General features: G+C 68.8%; 16 protein-coding genes. 10 read left to right on the top strand and 6 right to left on the bottom strand.

Annotated elements, in window-relative coordinates; all coding sequences use genetic code 11:
* Nucleotides 1-29 precede the first annotated feature (29 nt).
* The 3 genes from ABZY89_RS08845 (at nucleotide 30) to ABZY89_RS08835 (ending at nucleotide 3,645) form a co-directional block, all read left to right on the top strand.
* A complete protein-coding gene (locus tag ABZY89_RS08845; RefSeq protein ID WP_355226395.1) occupies nucleotides 30-1,883 on the top strand; it encodes an acyl-CoA dehydrogenase in 1,854 nt (617 codons plus the stop codon).
* A 99-nt stretch (nucleotides 1,884-1,982) separates the two neighbouring features.
* Entirely contained in the window at nucleotides 1,983-3,206 is a 1,224-nt protein-coding gene (locus ABZY89_RS08840; RefSeq protein ID WP_355226393.1) for an MFS transporter, read from the top strand.
* A gap of 91 nt (nucleotides 3,207-3,297) precedes the next feature.
* Nucleotides 3,298-3,645 (top strand): DUF6458 family protein, encoded by a 348-nt coding sequence (locus ABZY89_RS08835; RefSeq protein WP_355226392.1) that lies wholly within the window; start codon nucleotides 3,298-3,300, stop codon nucleotides 3,643-3,645.
* Here the strand turns inward: ABZY89_RS08835 and ABZY89_RS08830 are convergent.
* Nucleotides 3,624-4,538 (bottom strand): LysR family transcriptional regulator ArgP, encoded by a 915-nt coding sequence (locus tag ABZY89_RS08830; RefSeq protein ID WP_355226391.1) that lies wholly within the window; start codon nucleotides 4,536-4,538, stop codon nucleotides 3,624-3,626. The two genes, ABZY89_RS08835 and ABZY89_RS08830, sit on opposite strands and share 22 nt — an antisense overlap.
* Before the next feature lie 74 nt (nucleotides 4,539-4,612).
* Between ABZY89_RS08830 and ABZY89_RS08825 the strand changes: the two genes are divergently transcribed.
* The 3 genes from ABZY89_RS08825 to ABZY89_RS08815 all read left to right on the top strand — a co-directional run bounded on the left by ABZY89_RS08825 (nucleotide 4,613) and on the right by ABZY89_RS08815 (nucleotide 7,103).
* Entirely contained in the window at nucleotides 4,613-5,221 is a 609-nt protein-coding gene (locus ABZY89_RS08825; RefSeq protein ID WP_355226389.1) for a LysE/ArgO family amino acid transporter, read from the top strand.
* Nucleotides 5,222-5,280: 59 nt separating this feature from the next.
* Nucleotides 5,281-6,222 carry an oxidoreductase gene (locus ABZY89_RS08820; RefSeq protein WP_355226387.1) on the top strand — a complete coding sequence of 314 codons (942 nt, stop codon included), beginning with the start codon at nucleotides 5,281-5,283 and terminating at the stop codon, nucleotides 6,220-6,222.
* 80 nt (nucleotides 6,223-6,302) lie between these two features.
* On the top strand, nucleotides 6,303-7,103 hold the full coding sequence (locus ABZY89_RS08815) for a hypothetical protein (protein ID WP_355226385.1): 801 nt from the start codon (nucleotides 6,303-6,305) through the stop codon (nucleotides 7,101-7,103).
* Here the strand turns inward: ABZY89_RS08815 and ABZY89_RS08810 are convergent.
* Nucleotides 7,085-7,876: a crotonase/enoyl-CoA hydratase family protein gene (locus tag ABZY89_RS08810; RefSeq protein ID WP_355226383.1), complete on the bottom strand. Its 792-nt coding sequence runs from the start codon at nucleotides 7,874-7,876 to the stop codon at nucleotides 7,085-7,087. The two genes, ABZY89_RS08815 and ABZY89_RS08810, sit on opposite strands and share 19 nt — an antisense overlap.
* Before the next feature lie 38 nt (nucleotides 7,877-7,914).
* Here ABZY89_RS08810 and pgm point away from each other — a divergent pair, with 38 nt between their 5' ends.
* Entirely contained in the window at nucleotides 7,915-9,582 is a 1,668-nt protein-coding gene (pgm, locus tag ABZY89_RS08805) for a phosphoglucomutase (alpha-D-glucose-1,6-bisphosphate-dependent) (RefSeq protein WP_355226382.1), read from the top strand.
* Nucleotides 9,583-9,607: 25 nt separating this feature from the next.
* Here pgm and ABZY89_RS08800 read toward each other — a convergent pair whose 3' ends face one another.
* The gene (locus tag ABZY89_RS08800) at nucleotides 9,608-10,072 is read right to left on the bottom strand and encodes a carboxymuconolactone decarboxylase family protein (RefSeq protein WP_355226380.1); all 465 of its coding nucleotides are present in this window, start codon (nucleotides 10,070-10,072) and stop codon (nucleotides 9,608-9,610) included.
* 146 nt (nucleotides 10,073-10,218) lie between these two features.
* Between ABZY89_RS08800 and ABZY89_RS08795 the strand changes: the two genes are divergently transcribed.
* Nucleotides 10,219-11,136: a sigma-70 family RNA polymerase sigma factor gene (locus ABZY89_RS08795; protein ID WP_355226378.1), complete on the top strand. Its 918-nt coding sequence runs from the start codon at nucleotides 10,219-10,221 to the stop codon at nucleotides 11,134-11,136.
* Here the strand turns inward: ABZY89_RS08795 and ABZY89_RS08790 are convergent.
* Nucleotides 11,133-11,432: a WhiB family transcriptional regulator gene (locus ABZY89_RS08790; RefSeq protein WP_045547698.1), complete on the bottom strand. Its 300-nt coding sequence runs from the start codon at nucleotides 11,430-11,432 to the stop codon at nucleotides 11,133-11,135. The genes ABZY89_RS08795 and ABZY89_RS08790 overlap by 4 nt on opposite strands.
* A gap of 165 nt (nucleotides 11,433-11,597) precedes the next feature.
* Here ABZY89_RS08790 and ABZY89_RS08785 point away from each other — a divergent pair, with 165 nt between their 5' ends.
* Together ABZY89_RS08785 and ABZY89_RS08780 are read left to right on the top strand one after the other, a co-directional pair.
* Nucleotides 11,598-14,660 carry a M4 family metallopeptidase gene (locus ABZY89_RS08785; RefSeq protein WP_355226377.1) on the top strand — a complete coding sequence of 1,021 codons (3,063 nt, stop codon included), beginning with the start codon at nucleotides 11,598-11,600 and terminating at the stop codon, nucleotides 14,658-14,660.
* A 72-nt stretch (nucleotides 14,661-14,732) separates the two neighbouring features.
* A complete protein-coding gene (locus ABZY89_RS08780; protein ID WP_355226375.1) occupies nucleotides 14,733-15,461 on the top strand; it encodes a peptidase E in 729 nt (242 codons plus the stop codon).
* Here ABZY89_RS08780 and ABZY89_RS08775 read toward each other — a convergent pair.
* Nucleotides 15,458-16,009, bottom strand: coding sequence for a hypothetical protein (locus tag ABZY89_RS08775; RefSeq protein WP_355226373.1), 552 nt, complete (start codon nucleotides 16,007-16,009; stop codon nucleotides 15,458-15,460). The two genes, ABZY89_RS08780 and ABZY89_RS08775, sit on opposite strands and share 4 nt — an antisense overlap.
* A gap of 194 nt (nucleotides 16,010-16,203) precedes the next feature.
* Complete coding sequence (locus ABZY89_RS08770) at nucleotides 16,204-17,454, bottom strand: acyl-CoA desaturase (RefSeq protein WP_355226372.1); 1,251 nt, start codon at nucleotides 17,452-17,454, stop codon at nucleotides 16,204-16,206.
* Between the last annotated feature and the right edge of the window lie 23 nt (nucleotides 17,455-17,477).

Raw genomic sequence — 17,477 nt, 5'->3', positions numbered from 1 at the left:
AATCCGACAAAGGTTATGAAGGTGGATCAGTGAGCCACTACAAGAGCAATCTCCGCGACATCGAGTTCAACCTGTTCGAGGTCTTCGGCACCGACAAGGTCCTCGGCACCGGTCCCTTCGCGGACCTGGACGTCGACACCGCGAAGGAGATCCTCGCCGAGGTCGAGCGTCTCTCGCGCGAGGATCTCGCGGAGTCGTTCGTCGAGGCCGACCGCAACCCGCCGGTCTTCGACCCCAAGACGAACACCGCTCCGGTCCCGGCCGCGTTCAAGAAGTCGTACGACGCATGGATGGAGTCGGGCTTCTGGAGCCTGCACACTCCCGAGGAGATCGGCGGCCAGGTGGCGCCGAACTCGCTCGTGTGGGCGACCGCCGAGATGCTGCTCGGGGCCAACCCGGCGATCTGGATGTACGCCGCCGGCCCGTTCTTCTCGAAGGTCGTCTTCGAGAACGGCAACGAGCGCGACAAGCGCATCGCGAAGTTCATGGTCGAGAAGCTGTGGGGCTCCACCATGGTGCTGACCGAGCCCGACGCGGGCTCCGACGTCGGCGCCGGCAAGACCTTCGCCACGCCCAACGAGGACGGCTCCTGGAACATCACCGGCGTCAAGCGCTTCATCACCAGCGCCGAGTCGGACCTGCAGGAGAACATCATGCACCTTGTCCTCGCTCGCCCGAAGGGCGTCGAGGGCGTCGGCGGCCCGGGCACCAAGGGCCTCTCCCTCTTCCTCGTGCCGAAGTACCACTTCGACCACGAGACCGGTGAGCTCACCGGCGAGCGCAACGGTGCGTACGTCACCAACGTCGAGCACAAGATGGGCATCAAGGTGTCCAACACCTGCGAGCTCACCTTCGGCGACCCGCAGGTCGGCGGCGGCGAGGCCGCCAAGGGCTGGCTGCTCGGCGAGGTGCACGACGGCATCCGCCAGATGTTCGACGTCATCGAGAACGCTCGGATGATGGTCGGCACCAAGGCGATCGCCACCCTCTCGACCGGCTACCTGAACGCTCTCGAGTACGCCAAGACCCGCGTCCAGGGCGCCGACCTCGTCGCCGCCGGCAAGACGGACCCGCGCGTCACGATCACCCACCACCCCGACGTGCGCCGCTCGCTGCTGGTGCAGAAGTCGTTCGCCGAGGGCATGCGCGCGCTGGTCTACTACACGACCTCGTGGCAGGAGAAGGTCGTCCTCACCGAGGACGGCTCCGACGAGAACAAGCTGGCCGCCGCGGTCAACGACCTGCTGCTGCCGATCGTCAAGGGCTACGGCTCCGAGCGCGCCTGGGTGCTGCTCGGCACCGAGTCGCTGCAGACCTTCGGTGGGTCGGGCTTCCTCCAGGAGTACCCGATCGAGCAGTACGTCCGCGACGCCAAGATCGACTCGATCTACGAGGGCACCACCGCGATCCAGGGCCAGGACTTCTTCTTCCGCAAGATCGTGAAGAACCAGGGTGCCGCGCTCGGCCAGATCGCCGGCGAGATCCAGGCCTTCCTCGACGCCGAGGGCTCCGCCGAGCTCAAGGAGTCGCGTGCGCTGCTCGCGACCGCGCTCGAGGACGTCAACGCGATCGTCGGACACATGTTCAACGACCTGATGGCCTCCCAGGAGGAGATCTCCAACATCTACAAGGTCGCCCAGAACACCTCGCGCCTGCTGCTCGCCGTCGGCGACGTCGTGGTCGCGTGGCTGCTGCTGCGCCAGGCCGAGATCGCCCTCGCCGCCCTCGCGGGTGACCCGGGCAAGGACAAGGACTTCTACACCGGCAAGGTCGCCGCCGCGAAGTTCTTCGCCTCCTACAACCTGCCCAAGCTGACCGCTGAGCGGGCGATCGCCGAGGCGATCGACAACTCGATCATGGATCTGCCCGAGTCCGCTTTCTGAGGCTGATCCGCTCGTACGCTGCGGCCCGCCCGGTTCTCCGGGCGGGCCGCTGTGCGTCCGGCGGAATTCCTCGGGCACGCTCGGTGGTTGAGAAGTCACGTGACCTCTGTGACCGAACCCCGGCTGCGTACGAACTCCGCGCAACACACCCGCGGTTTCTGGTCGGTGGCGTTCCTGTTCGCGGTGACGATGGGCTTCGCGGCCGCGCCGGCGCCGCTCTACGTCTTCTACGTCGACGAGCAGGGGTGGAGCTCGTTCGTGATCACGGTGGTGTTCGCGACGTACGGCGCGGGGGTGGCGATCTCACTCTTCCTCGCCGGCCACCTCTCGGACCGGTTCGGGCGGCGGCGGGTGGTGGCGCCGGCGGCGCTGATCAACGTGCTCTCCGCGCTGATCTTCCTCTCGACCCATGAGCTGGGCTGGCTGCTGCTGGCGCGGCTGCTGTCCGGGCTCGGCGTCGGGATGCTGACCGCGACCGCGACGGCCCATCTCGCCGAACTGCACAGGCGCAGCCGGCCGGAGGCTCCGGCGACCCGGGCGGAGGTGGTCGCGACCGCGGCCAACATCGGCGGCCTGGGTCTGGGACCCCTGGTCGCGGGTGCGCTGGCCGAGTGGGCGCCGCGACCGCTCTACACGCCGTACGCGGTCTTCGCGTTCCTCATGGTGCTCGGGCTGCTCGCGGTCGTGGCGGCGCCGGAGACGGTCGACACCGACCAGCCGGGGTGGACCTACCGACCGCAGCGGGTGCGGGTGCCGGCAGACGCGCGCGGCGCCTACTTCGCCGCCGGGATGGCGAGCTTCGTGGCGTTCGCGATGTTCGGCTTCTTCACCTCGCTGGTGCCGTCGTTCCTCGCCGAGGATCTGGGCATGCACTCGCACGCCGTCGCGGGCGTGGTCGGGTTCTCCATCTTCGGGGCCGCGGCGCTCTTCCAGGTGCTGGCCGGGCGCTGGCCTCGCCATCGGCTGTACGCCACGGGGCTGGTCGCGCTGACCGCCGGGCTGCTCCTGGTCGTCGGCGCCCTCCTGACCGGCACGTTCTGGGTGCTGGTGGTCGGGGCCGTCGTCACCGGGGCCGGGTCGGGGATGTCGTTCAAGGCGGCGGTCGCCACCGTGATCTCGGTGGCGCCGGCGAACAGCCGCGGCGAGGCGCTGGCCGGGCTCTTCCTGATGGCCTATCTCGGGATCACGGTGCCGGTGGTGCTGCTGGGGATCCTGGTGCAGTTCGTCGCGACCGAGCCGGCGATGCTCACCTTCGGCGCGCTGCTGCTGGTGCTGCTCGGGGTCGCGGCTCGTGGGGTGTCCGGGTCGCGGCGTACGGCCTGAGTGTCGTCGACCGCGATGCAGGGGACGGTATGCCTGGCCGGGATGGGCGGGTAGCGTTGAACGCCATCCTTCTCACGTCTGGAGTTCTGCCATGACCATCGGCCTTGGGATCATCCTGCTGGTCCTCGGACTCATCCTGCTCACCGGAGCGGTCGATCTGCCCGACGACATCGCCAACGCCATCGCCACCGAACCGCTGGGCTGGATCCTGACCATCGCCGGCGTGCTCGCGATCGCGATCGGTGTGCTGCTGTCGGTGAACCGCTCCCAGCACACCACGGCCGTCGAGCACCGCCGCTACGACGTCGGGCCCTACTCCGGCGAGCCTCAGGCTCCCTACCCGGGCCAGCCTCAGCAGGGCAACTATCCGCCGCAGCAGGGCAACTACCCTCCCGGCCAGGGCCCGTCGCAGGGCGGCTACCCGGGCAGCCGGGGCTGACGCGCCGGGCGTAGCTGCGACCTGGCGGCGCGGCGTACGGCTTCGCTCAGGTCGTCGAGCGCGATCGAGTCGAGGCGCCAGCGCTGCCAGAAGAGCTGGATGTCGATCGGCTTCGCGCCCGGGAGCGGGACCGTCGCGCCTGACTCGAGGTCGGCCTCGGCCTGGGCGTCGAGGAGCATCCCCCAGCCGAGGCCGCGCCTGATGGCCTCGTGGAAGTCGTGGCTGCTCGGGACCCGGTGGACGACCGGTGGCCGGGTCGCGCGGTGCGCCGCCAGAACGTCGTCCTGGAGATGGTCCTTCTCGTTGTAGACGATCATCGGGATCGCACCCCAGTCGATGCCACTGCCCTTGCGGTGCCGCTCGATGAGCGCCGGGGCGGCACCCGGGGTGTAGCGGAGCCGGCCGAGCGGCTCGACGGTGCATCCCTGGACCGGCTTCGGCTCGCTGGTGACCGCGGCGAGGACCTCGCCGCGGCGCAGCGCGTCGGCCGAGTAGCCCTGGTCCTCCACGGTGATCCGCAGCGCCGTCCGATCCCAGGTCGCGACTTCGTCGAGCACCGGACGGAACCAGGTCGCGAGAGTGTCCGCGTTGACCACGACGGAGAGGTCGACGACGGTGTCGTCGCTGCTGTCGCCGGCGCTCAGGGTCGCGGCAGCCTCGTCGAGCAGCAGGCGGAGCTGTCGGCCGTGCCTGATCAGGGGCTCGCCGGCCTCGGTGGGAGTGCAGGGGGTCGTACGCCGCACCAGCACCTGCCCGGCCGCGCGCTCGAGCGCCCGGATCCGCTGGCTGACTGCGCTCGGGGTGATGTGGAGGCGTCTCGCCGCGGCGTCGAAGGTGCCTTCCTCGGCGATCACGACGAGGGTCTCGAGCTGGGTCGGGTCGAGGACGGCCATGTCTTAAGTGTGGCTTATCTTCGGTAAGATTCTTTCGCTGGTCTGTAGGTGCGAGGCGGCTTAGCGTCGCTGATGTGATCAACGCCAGCCTCGCCGGGCTCCTCACCGGGCTCAGCCTCATCATCGCCATCGGGTCCCAGAACGCGTACGTCCTGCGGCAGGGCATCCTGCGCTCGCACGTGTTCGCCGTGGTGGCCGTGTGTGCGGTCTCCGACCTCCTGCTCATCTGTGCCGGGGTCGCCGGCATGGGAGCGGTCGTCCAGAACGCGGGGTGGGCGGTGGAGGTGCTGCGCTGGTTCGGGGTGGTCTTCCTCGGCTGGTACGGCATCGGGTCGTTCCGGCGGGCGCTGCGGCCCTCGGGGCTGGATGCCGCCGACGCGCCCCGGGAGACACTCCCCCGCGTGATCGCCAAGGCGGCCGCCTTCACCTGGCTCAACCCGCATGTCTACATCGACACACTTGTGCTCCACGGGTCGATCGCGGCGACCTACGGCTCGGCGCGATGGGGGTTCGCCATCGGCGGCTGCCTGGCCAGCATCATCTGGTTCGCCGGTCTCGGCTACGGCGCTCGGCTCCTCGCGCCGCTGCTCGCCAGCCGACGTGCCTGGCAGGTGCTCGACAGTCTCATCGGGTGCATGATGCTCGCGATCGCGGGCGGGCTCGCACTGGGCGGACTGGGCTGACCGGGCGGGCCGACTTTCAAATCCGGCCAATGTGTTGACCAGCCGCCTAGTGTGGCCGCATGCCGTGGACGACCTCCGATATTCCTGACCTGACCGGCAAGAACGCCGTGGTGACCGGACCAACGCTGGGCGGGATCGGCTACTTCGTCGCGCGCGGCCTCGCGGCTGCGGGGGCACGCGTGATCCTGGCGGGGCGGTCCTGGGAGAAGCTCGACGCGGCAGCGGAGGCTCTGACCGAGGAGGTTCCGGGCGCCAGCCTCGACCGGGTCGCGCTCGATCTCTCCTCGCTCCAGGCGGTGCGGGCGGGGGCCGAGGCGATCGCGGCGGCGACCTTCGACGGCGGCGGACCGCTGCACCTGCTGGTCAACAATGCGGGTGTGATGGCGACGCCGCAGTCGCGGACCGTGGACGACCTCGACCTGCAGATGGCGACCAACCACTTCGGGCCGTTCCTGCTGACCGGGCTGCTGCTCGAGCCGCTGGCCGAGAGCGGCGAGGGGCGGATCGTCACCATGGCGAGCGTGGCGCACAAGGTGGCCCGCAAGGCGCCGCTCGGGTTCCCGACGGTGCAGGTCGGGCGCTATTCGCCGTGGGGCGTCTACTCCCAGTCGAAGCTCGCCAACCTGCTCTTCACCTTCGAGCTCCAGCGGCGCCTGGAGAAGGCCGGACTGCCGGTCGGTGCGTACGCCGCCCACCCGGGGCTCGCCTCGACGCGTCTGATGGCCAACGGCGCTTCCCGAACCATGATCGCGCCGATCGCGAGCATCGGCGAGGCCGCCGTACGGGCGATGGCGCAGACCCCGGAGGCCGGCGCCTGGCCGGCCCTGATGGCGGCGACCTACCCGGGGCTGGAGCCCGGGACGTACCTCGGGCCGAGCGACGCCTTCGAGGGTCGCGGTGTGCCGAAGCCGGTCAACGCCTCGCGCCTCGCGCGCGACCCCGAGGCGGCGCGGGCGCTATGGGAGCTCTCCGAGCAGACCACCGGCATCGCCTACCCCTGACCGGCCCAGACCAAAGTCTGAGCCCGGTCGCTACCTCCGGCCGATGCCTCGACGGTGCCTCGGATCCTAGATTCACCAGGGTGAGCAAGAAGGTCCAGATCTGGTCCCGGACGATCTCCGGGCATGCCCATCATCTCGAGGTGACCGGGGAGATCATCCGTACGTTCGTGTGGACCGTCGACGGCGAGGAGGTCCTCACCCGGAAGACCTCCGACGACCGGGCCCGGCTGGAGAGCAAGGAGCAGGGCAGCCTGCTCGTCATCCACTCCGGGCTCGGTACGCCGCGTCGCGCGACCTACTTCGCTCCCGGCGAGGACCTGTCTGGGATGGCCGGCATCGGCGGCGTCGACCTCACCCCGGAGCCGGGGTCGCGGGCCGCTGCGTACGAACAGCGGGTGATCGACCACCCCAAGCGCTACGCGCTCATCGAGACCCTCGGCGGCGCCGCAGGCGTGGTCGGCGGCATCGTCGCCGCGATGGTCGTCGCCTGGATCGTTTCCCGGATCTCGCTCCCGGACATCGACCTCCCGCTCCCGAACCTGCCGGACCTCCCCGACCTGCCGCTCCCCGACCTCCCCAGCATCCCGTGGCCGTCGATCCCGTGGCCGGACCTGCCGAACGTACAGGTCCCCGAATGGGTCAAGTGGGTCGCCAACCACCTGAAGTACGTCTGGCCAGTGATCCTCGCCTTCGTCATCGCCCAGGGCGAGATCAAGCGCCGCCGCAAGCACGCCGAGCAAGCCGCCCTAGCCGAAACTGCAGAAGCGGGCGACGAAACTCGACCTTCGTCACCCACGACTACAGATTCGACCGCCACAACTGAGGATTCGGCCGCCAAAGGTGCGGACTCGGCTGATTCGGGTCAGCGGCGGGGCTTGTAGGTCGGCTTCTCGCGCTTGAAGGCGGCCTCGCGGGCGATCTTGGTGTTCTCGCCGAAGAGGAGGCGGAGCTGCTCGATGCGCTCGCGGGAGAAGGTGCGCTTGATCGGGGCGTACCAGGTGTCGTTGAAGAGGCGCTTGGCGGCAGCGAGCTGGTCGGGGGAACGCTCGGAGAGCTTGCGGGCGAAGGCGGTCGCGGTGGCCACCGGGTCGGCGGAGAGCTCGGTGACCAGACCCAGCTCGTAGGCACGCTCGCCGGAGAACTGTTCGGCGGTCATGGTGAGCTTCTTGGCGGTGTCGATGCCGACGACCTCCGAGAGCGACCGGATGCCGGTCATGTCGGGGATGATGCCCCACTTGCCCTCGAGGATCGACCACTGCGAGTCGGGCTCGGCGATGCGGAAGTCGGCGCCGAGGGCGATCTGTACGCCACCGCCGAGGCAGTGGCCGTGGACGGCCGCGATCACCGGGACCGGCAGCCGGCGCCAGGCCCACACCGACTCCTGGAAGAGGTTGGTCCCACGAAAGGGCCTGGGCAGGAAGGCGCCGACGATCTTCTTCGGGTCACGCAGGACCGAGGCGAAGTCGAGACCGGCGGTGAACGCGTCCCCCTCACCGGCGATGACCACGGCGCGCAGGTCGTGGTTCTTGCCGAGCTCCTTGGCGGTGTCGACCAGCTCCTGGAGCAGCTCGAGGGTCAGCGCGTTGAGCTTGTCCGGGCGGTTGAGACGCACCTGGGCGATGCCGTCGTTGATTTCGGTGGTGACGAGGGGCATGGGGAGAACATTACGGGGCAGTAGGCATGATGGGGCACATGGCTGACCCACGCGCTGGAACGCTCGCTACGCCCGCCGACCTGGTCGACGTACCTCACCTGGTCGCCTCCTACTACAACCTGCAGCCGGACCCGGACGATCCGGCCCAGCAGGTCGTCTTCGGCACCTCGGGGCATCGTGGGTCCTCGCTCAAGTCAGCCTTCAACGAGACTCACATCCTGGCCACGACCCAGGCGATCGTCGACTACCGGACCTCGCAGGGAATCGACGGGCCGCTGTTCATCGGCCGCGACACCCACGGCCTCTCCGAGCCCGCGTGGGCGAGCGCGCTGGAGGTGCTGGTCGCCAATGACGTACGCGTCCTGGTGGACGACCGCGACGGCTACACGCCCACGCCGGCGATCTCGCACGCGATCCTCCGTGCCAACGCCGGACGGGTCTCGACAAGCTCGACCACCGGAGGATCCGGTCTCGCCGACGGGATCGTGGTGACCCCGTCCCACAACCCGCCCTCCGACGGCGGCTTCAAGTACAACCCGCCCCACGGCGGTCCCGCCGACTCCGACGCGACCAAGGTCATCGCCGCGCGCGCCAACGAGCTGATCCGCGCCGGGCTCACCGGCGTCAAGCGAGTGCCGTTCGCCGCCGCGAAGCGACGAGCCGAGGCGTACGACTTCCTGGGCTCCTACGTCGACGACCTGCCCAACGTGGTCGACCTGGCCGCCATCCGCGATGCAGGGGTGAAGATCGCTGCCGACCCGCTGGGTGGAGCCTCGGTCGCCTACTGGGGCGAGATCGCCGAGCGGCACAAGATCGACCTCAACGTGGTCAACGAGCTGGTCGACCCGACCTGGCGCTTCATGCCGCTGGACTGGGACGGCAAGATCCGGATGGACTGCTCCTCCCCCAGCGCGATGGCCGAGCTGGTGCGCTTCGTGGAGAACACCCCGGAGTTCGACATCGCCACCGGCAACGACGCCGACTCCGACCGCCACGGGATCGTCACCCGCGACGCCGGGCTGATGAACCCCAACCACTTCCTCGCGGTCGCGATCGACCACCTCTTCGGCGGCGCGCGTCCCGACTGGCCGGCGACCGTGCGCATCGGCAAGACCCTGGTCTCGTCATCGATGATCGACCGGGTCGCCGGCGCGCTCGACAAGCCGCTGGTCGAGGTGCCGGTCGGGTTCAAGTGGTTCGTGCCGGGGCTGATCGACGGCTCGTTCGGCTTCGGTGGCGAGGAGTCGGCGGGCGCCTCGTTCCTGCGCTTCGACGGAACCGTGTGGACCACCGATAAGGACGGCATCATCCTCGCCCTGCTCGCCTCCGAGATCCTGGCGCGCACCGGGAAGACGCCGTCACAGCGCTACGCGGAGCTCGTCGCGGAGCACGGTGCCCCGGCGTACGCCCGGATCGACGCCCCCGCCTCGCGCGAAGAGAAGGCGAAGCTCGCCGCCCTCTCCCCCGAGGCCGTGACCGCGACGAGCCTGGCCGGTGAGGAGATCACCGCCAAGCTCACAGAGGCCCCGGGCAACGGTGCAGCCATCGGCGGCCTGAAGGTGACCACCGAGTCGGCCTGGTTCGCGGCCCGGCCGTCGGGGACCGAGGACGTCTACAAGATCTACGCCGAGTCCTTCCGCGGGCCAGAGCACCTGGCGAAGGTCCAGGAGGAGGCCAAGGCGGTCGTCTCCGCCGCCCTGGCCTGACCTCCCGTTCGCCCCAGCCCCGAGATCAACGCATCCAGAACGGGTGCTCGGCGTCCTCCCGCACCGTCACGTTCACCCGGTTGAAGAGGTTGTGGGTGGCGATGCAGAGGACCAGGGCAGCGGTCTGCTTCTCGTCGTAGTGCTTGGTGACCTCACGCCAGAGCTCGTCCGGCACGGCGTCCTCGGAGTCGGCGAGACGGGTGAGGGCATCGGCGAGGGAGAGGGCTGCCTTCTCGGCCTCGTCGAAGAACGGCGACTCGCGGAAGGCGGCCAGGCCGACGACCTTCTCGATCGGCAGGCCGACCTCGGCGAGACGTACGGCATGACCCTGGAGGCAGGCGGCGCAGCCGTTGAGCTGGCTCACCCGGATGGCGACGAGCTCGGTCGTGGTCTCGGGGAGGCCGCCCTCGGCCACGGCGGCCAGGAGGTTGCCGATGCCCTTGAATGCCTGCGGGATGACTTCTGCGGGGTTCTTCATTCGGTTGCTCATGCCATCCCTGACCCGCCCCGGCACACCGATGTGACAGGCCGCTGAAAGAAAAATTTCTTTCACGGAAGCGGTCACATCTGGTCTGCTTCGCGGGTCGGGTCCATAGGGGCCTGGACTGTACGGGCCGACGATCGAGAGGACCGACGATGCAGCAGGAGTGGCTGGCCGAGCGTTTCGAGGAGGAGCGGCGGCACCTGTTCGGGGTGGCCTACCGGATGCTCGGATCGACTTCCGAGGCCGAGGATGCCGTCCAGGACGCCTGGCTCCGGCTGAGCCGGAGCGACGCCGACGAGATCGACAACATCGGCGGCTGGCTGACGACCGTGGTGGCACGTGTCTCGCTCAACATGCTCCGCTCGCGCAAGACCCGCGGCGAGCTGCCTCTCGACTCCGAGCTACCCGGGGGCCGACTGCCGGAGCCCACGGTCGTGCTCGACGACGCCACCACCCAAGACCCCGCGGAGCGCGCGATGCTCGCCGACTCGGTCAGCATCGCCCTCCTCGTCGTGCTCGACCAGCTCTCCCCGGACGAGCGGCTGGCCTTCGTACTCCATGATCTCTTCGCCGTGCCGTTCGACGAGATCGCGACGATGCTCGATCGCTCCTCCGATTCGACCCGTCAGCTCGCCAGCCGCGCGCGGCGCCGAGTCCGAGGACGCAGTGCTGAAGGGAGTGGGCCGGACCGCGAGGTCACCGCGCAGCGCGAGGTCGTGGACGCGTTCTTCGCGGCCGCCCAGGACGGCGACCTGGACCGCCTGATCGGTGCGCTCCACCCCGACGTCGTCCTGCACGCCGATCTCGGCTCCGGGATCACCACCTACCGCGGCGCGGCCAAGGTCGCGGGCAATGCCGTCATGTACGCCCACGCCGACCGCGTCACCCACTCCGCCCTCGTCAACGGCGCCGCCGGCGTCGCGATCACCTTCCACGGGAAGCTCTACAGCGTCATGGCGTTCACCGTGGTCGACGGGCGGATCACCGAGATCGAGGCGTACGCCGCCCCCGCCCAGGTCGCGAAGCTCGCCGAGAGCCTGGGCATGGAGTCAGCGCACAGCCAGGGTTAGGCGGCCTGGCGGCGGGGTCGGCCACGGCCACGCTTGTGGGTGACCACCTGGCCGCGTTCGACGATCTCGCCGCCCCAGACGCCCCAGGGTTCGGAGCGGGCCAGAGCACCGGAGAGACACTCACGCATCACCGGGCAGTCGAGGCAGCGATCTTTGGCCACCTCGAGGGCGGCAGGGGACTCTGAGAACCACAACGCAGAGTCGTCTCCGTGGCACGGAAGGCCGGCGGCGTACAAAGGCGGGATGATCTCCAAGGGCACCCCTCGAGAATCTGCGCCTGAGGTAGGCCCGCACATCGGGAAACTACCTTAGATCTCCCCTGAGGAGCTTCCACTGAGAATCTCCCGAGGGCGAATCGTTTCGGACTCGTGTTTCGCGTTTGCACCCTTCTTCATCGCAAATCTCTCTACGATGCGAAATCGCCGCGACTCGACGCGGCGGAACCCCGAGAGGAGCAACCCGTGAAGCTCGGAAAGCAAGGAATCAGCCTTGCGCTCGTCGCGGCAGGCCTGGTGGCCACACCGATCGCCGCCTTCGCCGCGGAACCGGATCCCAGCGGCATCGACCAACTGAAGGCCGCGGCCGATCAGACCGTCACGCTCAAGAAGGAGGGCGCCACCGGCCTGATCGGCTACGCGTCCACCAAGGGCGACCTGCTGCCCGGCGTCGCCGCTGACAGCAAGTCGGAGGCGGCCGCGAAGGCACGCGAATATCTCGACAAGTACGCCCCGGTCTTCGGCGCCGAGGCCGGCCAGCTCGACCAGTCGAAGGTCAGCACCACCCCGGCGGGGTGGACGGTCGAGTTCGAGCAGGCCTACAAGGACGTGCCGGTCTTCGGCGGCGTCCTGAAGGCCCACGTCGACAAGGCTGGCGACCTGACCTCGGTCAACGGTTTCGCCGCCCCGAACCTCGACCTCAGCACGACCCCGAAGTGGTCGAAGGAGAAGGCCAGCGCCAAGGCGCTGGAGCTGGTGAAGTCCAAGCCGGCCGAGGCCCACACCGACAGCAAGGTCGACGCCACCGGCGTCGACGTCGTCAAGGCCGACCTCAACATCTACCGCATGGGCGCCGCCCAGGGCGTGAGCGGCAAGAGCCTGCTCGCCTGGGTCGTCGAGGTGTCCAACCGGTCCACCGTGCGCGAGACCGTCGTGATCGACGCCGCCAGCGGCAAGCCTGTCAACCGCTACTCCATGATCCACTCGGCCAACGAGCGAGAGCTGGTCGAGAAGCACAACACGCCCGACACCGGCGACGACGCGACCGTCTGGGTCGAGAACGACGCCTTCCCGGGCACCCTCGACCAGGACCAGCAGAACGAGGTCGCCACCACCGGCGAGTCCTACTGGCTCTTCAAGAACACCTTCGGCCGCGACTCCTACGACGGCTCCGGCGCGAAGATGGTCACGGTCAACAACGACCCGGCGATCTCGTGCCCGAACGCCAACTGGAACGGCGCGACCACCAACTACTGCTCCGGGGTCACCTCCGACGACGTGGTGGCGCACGAGTGGGGCCACGCCTACACCGAGCACACCTCCGGCCTGATCTACCAGTGGCAGCCGGGTGCGCTCAACGAGGCGTACTCCGACATGTGGGGCAACACGCTCGACTTCCTCAACACGCGTGAGAACACCACCGACGACGTGGCCCGTACGGATGGGCACTGCTCCTCCTCCACGCGCGGGGCGATCGAGCTGACGATCAACTCCCCCGCCGACGTCGCGGGCGCCTGCCCGGCCGCCGCGGCCAACTTCGGCCCGGTCTTCCCGACCGCGGGCGTGACCTCCGACATCGTCGTGGGTCAGGACGACCCCGCCGACGGCAGCCCGACCAACGGCTGTGGCGCCTTCACCAACGCCGCCGACATCGCCGGCAAGTTCGTCTTCGTCGACCGCGGCGTCTGCGCCTTCACCCAGAAGGTCGCCAACGCGTCCGCGGCCGGCGCCGAGGGCATCGTGATCGGTTTCCTGGAGGGCCAGCCGATCGGCTCGATCTCCGGCAACGCCGACATCTACGGTGCGACCACCGACTACGCCACCGGTCAGAAGATCAAGAACGCCACCGGCACGGTCAACATCACCATCAAGGACGCCTCGGCCGAGTCCAAGGACGAGTCCGTACGCTGGCTGATGGGTGAGGACTCCACCGCCTTCGGCGGCGCGATCCGCGACATGTGGAACCCGACCTGCTACGGCGACCCGGGCAAGGTCTCCGACGAGGAGTACCACTGCACCACCGACGACTCCGGCGGCGTGCACTCCAACTCGGGTGTCATCAACCACCACTACGCCCTGCTCGTGGACGGCGGCGCCTACAACGACGTCACCGTGGCCGGCATCGGCCTGGACAAGGCGGCCAACCTGATCTGGCACGCCCAGACCAACTACCTGACGCCGACCTCGGGCTTCCCCGAGTACGCCCAGGCGATGGTCTCCTCGTGCGCCGACCTGACCGGCGTGACCTCGCTCAAGAAGCTCACCCTGGGAACCTCGACGCCGCAGACCGGCGGCGGCGAGACTCCGGGTGGCGAGGCCGCGGCTCCGGCTATGGAGCCGATCACGGCCGCTGACTGCTCGGCGGTCGCGGCGGCCAACACGGCCACCGAGCTCGCCGACGAGCCGGTCCAGTGCAACTTCGGCCCGATGCTCGACCCGAACACCCCCGCCCTGTGTGGCGAGGGCACCAACGAGGTCACCACCTACACCGAGGACTTCGAGGACGGTCTGACCGGTTGGACCCAGGACGCCGAGTCCCTGGTCCCCGGCAACGACTACCCCTGGGAGACCCTGAGCGGCGTCGAGGGCAACGAGACCAAGGCGGCGTGGGGCCCCGACCCCGTCGAGGGCCAGTGCGGTGACGCGACTGGTGACATCACCAGCCGCAACGGCCTGATCTCCCCGGAGATCACCGTGCCCGCAGGCCAGACGCCTCGCCTCACGTTCGACCACTCGGTGCGCACCGAGTCCGGCTGGGACGGCGGCAACGTCAAGGTGTCGGTCAACGGTGGCGACTTCACGCTCGTCGACCAGGCTGCGTACCTGTTCAACGCACCGGGCGCGACGATGGACCCCGACAGCGGCTACCTCGCCAGCGAGCCCGCCTGGACGGGCACCGACGGTGGCAAGTTCACCGGTCAGTGGGGCACGACGATCGTCGACCTCGATGCGATCGCCGACGCCGGTGACACCGTGAAGTTCCGCTTCGACCTCGGTCGCGACGGCTGCAACGGCGTCGAGGGCTGGGCCGTCGACAACGTCTCGGTGAGCTACTGCACCGAGAAGGCGGTCCCGGAGATCTCCGCCACCTCGCCGAAGCGCGGCAAGGTCGAGATCACCGTCGACGGCAAGCGCGCCTCCGGCCAGATCGTCGTCAGCGAGAGCGGCATTCGCGTCGGCCGCTTCACCCTCAAGAAGGAGGAGGCGACATTCCGGGCGATCCGAGGCACCCACACCTACAAGGTGGTCTACTCGGGTGACCGGTACAACGAGGCGATCACGGAGACGGTGACCGTCAGGGTCAAGTAGCCGTCACACCTTCACCGGGCCCCGCCGAACAAACCAGTTCGGCGGGGCCCTCTGTGTCCCTACACTCACGCCATGCGCGGAACGATCCTGACCATGGGCGGTGGCGGCTTCTCGATGCCGGAGGTGCACGGGCGGGAGGTCTCTCCCCTCGATGCGGAGCTCAACCGGCTGAGCGGGGCGGACCCAACCGGGAAAGGGCGGCCCAAGGTCTGCTTCATCGGCACCGCGAGCGGGGACGCGGACAGCTACCACGACAAGTTCCTCGCCGCGTACGCCGGCCGTTCCGAGGCGAAGGTGCTGTCGCTGTTCAACAAGGCGCCCGAGGGGCACGAGCTTCCGATCAACGACCTCGAGCAGCTGCTCGACCAGGACATCGTCTACGTCGGCGGCGGGTCCACCGCCAACCTGCTCGCGGTGTGGCGGCTGCACGGGCTGCCCGCCCTGCTGGAGAAGGCGGCCGCCGGCGGGACGATCCTCGCCGGGATCTCGGCCGGGGCCAACTGCTGGTACGAGGCCTCCTCGACCGACTCCTTCGGCCCCACCGCGCCGCTCCCCGACGGGCTGGGCTTCCTCCCCGGTTCGTTCTGCCCGCACTACCTCGGCGAGGAGGACCGGCGCGAGACGTACGTCCGGTTCGTGGGCTCCGGGGCGCTGCCCTCGGGCTACGCGGCCGATGACGGTGTCGCCCTGCTGTGGCGCGACGGCGAGCTGGTCGAGGCGATCAGCGAGCGGCCCGACGGAGTCGCCTACGCCGTCGGACCGGACGGCGAGACCCCGCTCGAGGTCAGAGTGCTCGACTAGGGCAGGTAGAGCAGGGCGTACGTCGCGAGGTGGCAGAAGCCGAAGAGCGCGGGCGCCCATACCTCGACGTTGCTCATCGGCAGGTAGCGCGAGCTGTCGCGACCGAGGCCGACGGCCGACCACTCCGCGACGCCGGGCGCCGCAGGGAGCTGCTTCTCGAGGTGGGAGATGACGGAGTACTTCCCGCTCGCCATCTGCCGGTAGGAGCGGATGATCCAGAACCAGCCGAGGCACGAGCCGAGGGCGGCGATCAGGGCGACCGTGAAGATCCAGGGCCGTTCCGGAGCGCTGGCCACGAGCGCGGTGCCGGCGACCAGGAGCCCGACGTTGAGGACCAGCAGGAACGCGCTGGTCAGCGTACGCCGCACGCTGAGCCGCTCGGCCTCGGCGACGTAGAGCTTGTACTGGTCGAAGAGGATCGCGCGGTCACCGCTGGAGAGCACGTCGGGAGGAAGCACCCACAGACCCTCGGCGAGCGCCGACGGGTTCGGCTTGTTGGCGGTCACATAGCTGCGCACCGCGGTCGGCGACCCGGTTCCGGGAATCAACTCGTTCTCCATAGTGGCTAGTTGTCTACCGGTCCTGGCGGGGGATGTCCATACGACATTCGTCACCGTGGTCCAGGTGTGACCGACGTGTTCCTCTGCGGCGCTCGGGCGCGTACGACGCCCGACGGAAACGACGGGGAGTTCGGCAGGGGTTACCGACTGGTACACCCTGCAGAACTCCCCGTCGTATCGAACTAGATGGCCTTGCCGACCGAGGCCGCGCCGGCAGCCTCGAACTCCTTGAGCAGGCGACGACGGGTGCGGGTGTCGCCGCGGACCGCCTTGACGAGCTTGACGACCTGCGAAGGGGCGTTGCGCACGTTGGTGGACTCGAGGAAGCCGTTGGGCAGCGAGAGGCGCACGACCTTGTGCCACGCTGAAGCGACCTGCTGCGGCATCGGCGCGGTGTGGTAGTTGAGGTCGTACTTCTCGAAGAGCGCTCGGACCTTGGGGGCGATCTCGGCGTAGCGGTTCGAGGGCAGGTCCGGGAAGATGTGGTGCTCGATCTGGTGGGACAGGTTGCCGGACATGACGTGCAGGAACTTCGAGCCGGAGATGTTGGCCGAGCCGAGCATCTGCCGGACGTACCACTCACCGCGGGTCTCGTTCTCCGGGATGTCCTTGAGTTCGAAGGTCTCGACGCCCTCGGGGAAGTGGCCGCACATGATCACCGAGTGGGTCCAGACGTTGCGCGTGAAGTTGGCGATCACGTTGGCCAGCAGCGTGGTCGGACCGGAGAGGGTCACCATCGAGACGAGCGGGTGGGCGACGTAGTCCTTGAACGCCTGGCGGCGGATCTTGGCGAGCGTACGCTTCGCCGACATCTGCCACTCGGCGGACGGGCGGCGACCCTTCTTCTTCTGCCGGATCACTCGGCCGAGCTCGAGGTCGTACATCGCGATGCCATACTCGAAGATGCACATGTTGATGAAGTTCATCGCGGGCTGGAACAGGCTCGACGGCGTCCAGCGCTGCTCCTCGTCGACGCGCATGATGCCCCAGCCGAGGTCGTTGTCCTTGCCGACGATGTTCGTGTAGGTGTGGTGCAGCTCGTTGTGGGAGTGCTTCCATCCCTCGCTCGTCGAGGCGTTGTCCCACTCCCACACGGTGGAGTGGATCTTCGGGTCACGCATCCAGTCCCACTGGCCGTGCATGATGTTGTGGCCGATCTCCATGTTGTCCAGGATCTTGGCGATCGAGAGACCGACGGTGCCGACGACGAACGCCGGCGGGAAGATGCTCGCGAGCAGGACGGCACGGGAGCCGAGCTCCAGCGAGCGCTGGACCTTGATGACCTTGTGGATGTAGGCAGCGTCGCGCTCACCGCGGGTGTCGATGACCTCTTGGCGGATGGCGTCGAGCTCGCGGCCGAGCTGCTCGATGTCGTCGCGGGTCAGGTGGGCGATCGGGCCGGTGTAGGCCGGGGCATCGGGTGCGATGGTCATGGCTGTCTCGCTCTCGTCTTGTG

The sequence above is a fragment of the Nocardioides sp. NPDC006303 genome (assembly GCF_040613175.1).
GTDB lineage: Bacteria > Actinomycetota > Actinomycetes > Propionibacteriales > Nocardioidaceae > Nocardioides.
Note: the sequence above shows the minus strand (reverse complement) of the source record. Positions and strands in the feature narration are given on the sequence as shown.